The organism is Candidatus Avelusimicrobium faecicola (genome assembly GCA_900540405.1).
GTDB classification, from domain to species: Bacteria; Elusimicrobiota; Elusimicrobia; order Elusimicrobiales; family Elusimicrobiaceae; genus Avelusimicrobium; species Avelusimicrobium faecicola.
Genome location: UQFW01000066.1, coordinates 1 through 5,430, shown reverse-complemented (window position 1 = coordinate 5,430; position 5,430 = coordinate 1). Strand labels below are relative to the sequence as shown.

General features: G+C 51.9%; 1 protein-coding gene. It reads right to left on the bottom strand.

Translation table 11 applies throughout. The features are described 5' to 3' along the window. Position 1 precedes the first annotated feature (1 nt). On the bottom strand, positions 2 to 5,128 hold the full coding sequence (locus tag ACQY18_RS06160) for a PAS domain S-box protein (RefSeq protein WP_428039236.1): 5,127 nt from the start codon (positions 5,126 to 5,128) through the stop codon (positions 2 to 4). Between the last annotated feature and the right edge of the window lie 302 nt (positions 5,129 to 5,430).

The following is a 5,430-nucleotide window of genomic DNA, read 5'->3' as shown; positions in this document are numbered from 1 at the left end:
GTTATTTGGAGGTTTTCATGCCTATCAGCGCATACCCCTCCGTCTGCCCCTCCGCATCCTTAATCACAAACACTTCCCAATTTGTTTCCACATACAGGCCGTCTTCGTGCAACAGGTCCATCCGCAGGCGGAACGCCTTGGGGTTGCCGTTTTGCGCGGCCGCTTTGAAAGAAGCCTGCGCAATAGACGGCTTGCGGATAAAGCGGTCAAAAAAGTTCATCTTAACCGCCACCCGGCAGCCGGTGGTTTCCAAAAACGCCGCATTGGCGGAGCGGATGCGGTAGTCCATACCAATCATTACGGCAGGGAAATCCACATATTCCAGCGTGCGGGTAAGGCTTTGGGACGTTTCGCTGACGGCTTTGCCCGCCTGGCGCAGTTCAATACGCAGGCTCAATATGCGGGCCATTAAGCCAATCAGCTCCTCGGCGCCGGTATCAAACGAACGGCGCGTATTGCGCGCGGCAAAGCACAACGCCCCCGCCGCCTTGCCGTTTACGCTTAGCGGGGCGGCAATCATGGCGCCGAACTGCTTGGCAACGTGAATACAATGCGTGCAAGAGGTGTTGCCCAAATCCGGGTATTCCACAATGCTGTCGTCCGCCACGTTGGTTAAACATTCTTCCACGGGGAACTCCATATACCGCTGTACGTTAAAATCATTCTGGGTCACATACACCACGCTCATTTGCTGGGCGGTGTCGTCGGCAAAGCGGAGGATGAGGCCGATATCCGCCTTAAACACGCGCTTGCCGAACTCCAGTATTTTATCCACCAAATCCGTAATGGATAAATTGGGTTGGTTGCTGATTTCGTACAATTCATGCACGCGGCCGTCGTGTTCCTGCTTTTCGCTGACGTCTTTAATCCAAATAATGGCTTCCTCGCGCCCGGTAATGGGCGTGACGGCGGCCTCATAACTGCGGGTGCGGCCGTCTTCTTCCTGCGTAAAATCAAAATGCGTAGTGATGTTTACGGAAAGCGCCTCTTTAACGGCAAACATTTCTTGGGAGGCGGTCTGCTCGGGCCAGTATTCGTTGGGGGTTTTATTCATAAACCGCTCGCTGGCCTGCGCCGTGGTTAAATATTCCAGGTTGGAAGAAACCTCCAGCACGCGGCCCTCGGCATTTACCTTTAGATAAAGGCCCGGCATGGCTTGGCGCACACTGCGCAGTTCCTGCGCCTGTTGGGAGTCCTGCGCCAGTTTATCCAACTGGGTGGAAATATCCCGCACCACCACCATCGCTTCGTTGCGGTTGGCTAAATCTATGGGCACAATGGTCACTTCCGCCTGCAATTTGGAGCCGTCTTTGCGGTATACGGGCGCGGAGAAATTCGCGCGGCCGTCCTTAAAAAACTGCTCCTCTAACTGGGCAAACCATTCGTCGGTTTTTACATCACTTATGCGGGCAGGAGCCGAAAAAAGCGCCCGGAATTTTAAGCGTATCAGCTCGTCGTGGGAATAATCCAACATCTGCGCCAAAAACTTATTGGCCTGTTCAATGCGGCCGAAGGTTTTGCCGTCGCAAGAAACGCTGAACACCACGCCTTCGGTGGCATCCAACAGCGCATTTAACTGGGCGGAGCGTTCTTCCAAAATGTGCATAATCTGGCGGTGGAACGCCAAATTGCGCAAAATGAACAAATAACTGCCGTTGCTTTCTTTTACCGCACTTAAACGCACAGCCACGGTTTCCAGCCCGCTGGCAAGGCGCAAGTTATATTCCCGGTTTTCCAGGTCTTCCCCCGCCGCCAAATTTTTTAAGTCCTCTTTTAATAAGGCGCCGCTGGGCTCATCAAATAATTTTAAGATTTCCTGCCCGGTCAGTTCCCCCTGTTCCAACTGGCAAAGGGAGCGAAACAAATCATTACACTGCGTAATTTTGAACTCCGGCGAGCAAACGGCGTACGGCTCCGTATTGGGGAGCATAAACTGCATTTTTACCGGGGGCGCAGGAGGTAGCGCGCCCTTGGCATTAGGTGCGGCCGGGGCATTAGGCGCGGCCGGCGCGTTGGGGGCCGCCGGGGCGTTGGGCGCGGAGCCTTTTTTAACTAAACGCACGCGCGGTTTTTTGCCGTTTTCACCCGGGGCGGGCGGCACTGGGGAAGCACCGTCTTTCGGCTGTAAATACACCACATAATCCGCCTCTACGGTGCCGTCTTTGCTGTCGCGGCGGTTCATAGGTTCAAACGTGACGGACAGCGGCAATTTTCCATCCCCTTTAATACGGCCGGGGAATTTCACTTTTGCGCGCTCAAAATCAAACACATAATCCATTTGTGCGGCGTGGCCTTGGCGCAGTTCCCGGCGCGCGGCCAGCGTAATGGCGGGTTTCATATATACATTACGGTAGAAATTTTTATCCGCCTGCGTGAAGTTAAACAGCTCCCGCGCGGCGCGGTTCATTACCGTAATATACCCTTTGCCTGTCATCACAAAAGCCGGGGTGATGCTGTTTTCAAAAGCGGCGCGGAAGTTTTCGCGCTCTTTTTTAATTTCCCGCAAGGCGCGGTTGGCGGTGGTGACGTCCCGCACAAAGCACATCACAATCCGCCGCCCCAAATAGCGCGAGGCCGCGGCGGCAAATTCCGTTTCCACTTCCGTCCCGTCCGGGCGCAAAAAGTGGATTTCCGTGGCGCTTTCACTGCCCGGCGTGCCGTTCAACACCGCATCATATTTTTCCTGCGCAAAAATGCGGTGGTCCGGCGCTACTAAATCTAGCAGCGGGCGGTGCTGTAATTCTTCCAGAGAGTTCAACCCCAAAATATGCAAAACCGCATGGTTGGCATACAGCACGTTGCCGTCTTCCAACATAGCCACGCCTTCGCGGGCGTTATCCACCAGCAGGGTGTTTTTGTCGCTAGCCTCGCGGATTTGTTTTTCCATTTTGGTTTTGGCGGTAATATCTTCCGAAACCGACAACAAACAATCCGGCTGGCCCTCTTTGGTAAACACCGGGGTTTTAACCGTGTGCATAATTTTTACGCCTTCCGTGGCGGTGGAAATAAGCTCTTGCGGAATGTTTAATTCCTTGCCGCTTTCCAACACTTTTTGGTCCGCAGAGGCTAAAAACTCCGCCTGCTCCGGCGAAATATCATGCCGGTAATGCGTCCGCCCGATTACCTCGGCCGACGTGGTGCCAAAAAGCTCCTCGCTCTTTTTGTTCCACAAAATATATTTGCCGTCTTGGTTTTTGACGGATAGCGCGAGCGGCAAGTTATCAATAACCGTTTGCAGGAAATTGCGCGTTTTGATAATTTCTTCTTCTTGCAGTTTCTTTTCCGTAATATCCTGCGCCAGGGTGAGCATCATATACGGGTTGCCGTCTTTATCATACACCGGCACCTTAATTAAATGCAGCAGCACCTTATTGCCGCGGCGGGTGGTGTACCATTCGGCGGGTAAATCCACCACTTTTTTATCGGCAAAAATGGCTTTTTCGCGCTGGCCGTAAAAATCGCTTTCCTCTTTATATTCCGTTTCATCCGGGAAGATTTCGTGCGCGGCTTTGTTGATAAAAGACATCTGGTTATCCACCCCGCGCGCATAAATAGCCAAGGGGGCGTTATCCAACACGGCTTGTTGGAAGTTATGCGCCACCGCCAGGCGGTTTTCCTGCTCTTTCTTTTCGGTAATATCTTCGGCCAGCGTAATAACAAAGTTCAGCTCGTTGGTTTCGTCTTTTACGGGCACTTTAATTAAATGCAGGATTTTCTGCGTGCCGTCCGGCGTTTTATACGGTTCTTCCGGCAAGTCCAGCGTTTTTCCGCTGGATAAAATGTGGCTTTCCCGCCCTAAATAAGAGGCTACATCTTCTTTGGTTTCGTGCGGCAGGGAGCCGTCGGCAGAAAAATCTTTATCGTCCAGCGCGCCGAACATACTGGTACAACGCTTGTTGCGCAGTAGCATTTGGCCGCTTTCGCCCCGGGCATACAGGCCGATAGGCGCGTTATCTACAATGGCCTGCAACAGCTTGTTCATACGCACAATTTCGCGCTCTTGTTCGCGGCGTTTGGTCACGTCTTCTACAATAGAAAGCACCACCGGTTCCGGCCCGGCCTTAAAAAGCGGCACTTTGAGCATGTGGATATAGCGCTCGTTCCCGGCGTGGTCTAAATAGACCTCGTCCGGGAATTCCTGTATTTTACCCGTACGCAGGATTTCTTCTTCCCGCTCGTGGTAAGCGTCTATCTGTTCCCGCGTTTGTTTGGCGTGCGGAGAGTTGGCAAAGCGGGGTTGAACCTCGTTAAAAATTACCTGGCTTTGCTTATTAAAAAATATCATACGCCGGTCGGCCGTGCGGGTATATAACCCCACGGGCACGTTATCCACAATGGCTTGCAACATATTGCGGGTTTGCACCATTTCTTGTTCGCTGGTGTAGCGGTTGGTAATGTCTTCGTACGAAGTTAAAATATAGCTTACGGCGCCGTCCGCCCCCAACACGGGTATTTTACTAACGCTTAACGTGCGCTCCTGGCCGTTGGAATCGGTAAAGTGCATACGCGCATCCGGGCGCACTTTGGCGGAGTCTTTAACTTCTTGGTCCATTAATTCCAGGGCGTTTAACATTTCCGGCGGTAAAAATTTATAAATTTCCTGCCCCAGCGTATTGGCCCCGCGGCGGCCGAAAATTTCCTCCGCCTTGCGGTTCCACAAACAGCACACATCTTGCACGTTTTGCATGGTGACGCCCATGGGATAATGGTTTACCACTTCCACCAAAAAGCGTTTTTCGGCCTCTAAACGGCGCTGCTGCGGCACAGGCTCCAACGTAATAAGGGTATAATCGCCCAGTTTGCTGGCCCCCACGGACACAAACACATTTTGCAAATTTTTATCGGTCAGTTCCTTAATGTTTTTTTGCCCGGCGGAAGATTTTAAGAGGGACGCTACTTCCGCCGCCGTTAAACCGAACGTAGCGATATTGCCGCCTTCAAACGCGGTTTTGGCGGTGCCTAATAATTGCCCGGCGCGGGAATTGCCGAAAGCAATATGCCCCTGCGCATCGGCCAGCAGGGCCCCAAACGGCAGTTGCTCCACAAAGTGCAGGGTATCCCGCGTTAATAAATTTTGCGGCGCGGGGCCGGACGGCTCACAAAAAAGCTCAAACAAACTTTTGGTCATATTCATCCCTCTTTTACCCGTAAAATGGATACTCTACCATATACTAATAAAAAACAACCGCTTTATGCAAGGAATGAGCCTTGCCTTTTTTATAAAAAAAACTTGAAAGTGCGTTCAAAACTCGTATAATGTATTAGTAGCAATGTATATTTTGTTTGTATTTTACTAAAGACAGGGAATGCGTATGAAAAAAATATTAACCACAGGGCTCTGCCTGGCGCTGGCGTCTATCGGCGGGGCGGAAGTTATCCAATCCGTAAATTTTAACCCGGCGCGTTTCGGGCAGTACGAACGCTTAAAAG

What these genes read in the sequence shown, in the direction of transcription:
- ACQY18_RS06160 (WP_428039236.1), bottom strand. Translation starts at nt 5,128, where the DNA reads ATGACCAAAAGTTTGTTTGAGCTTTTTTGTGAGCCGTCCGGCCCCGCG.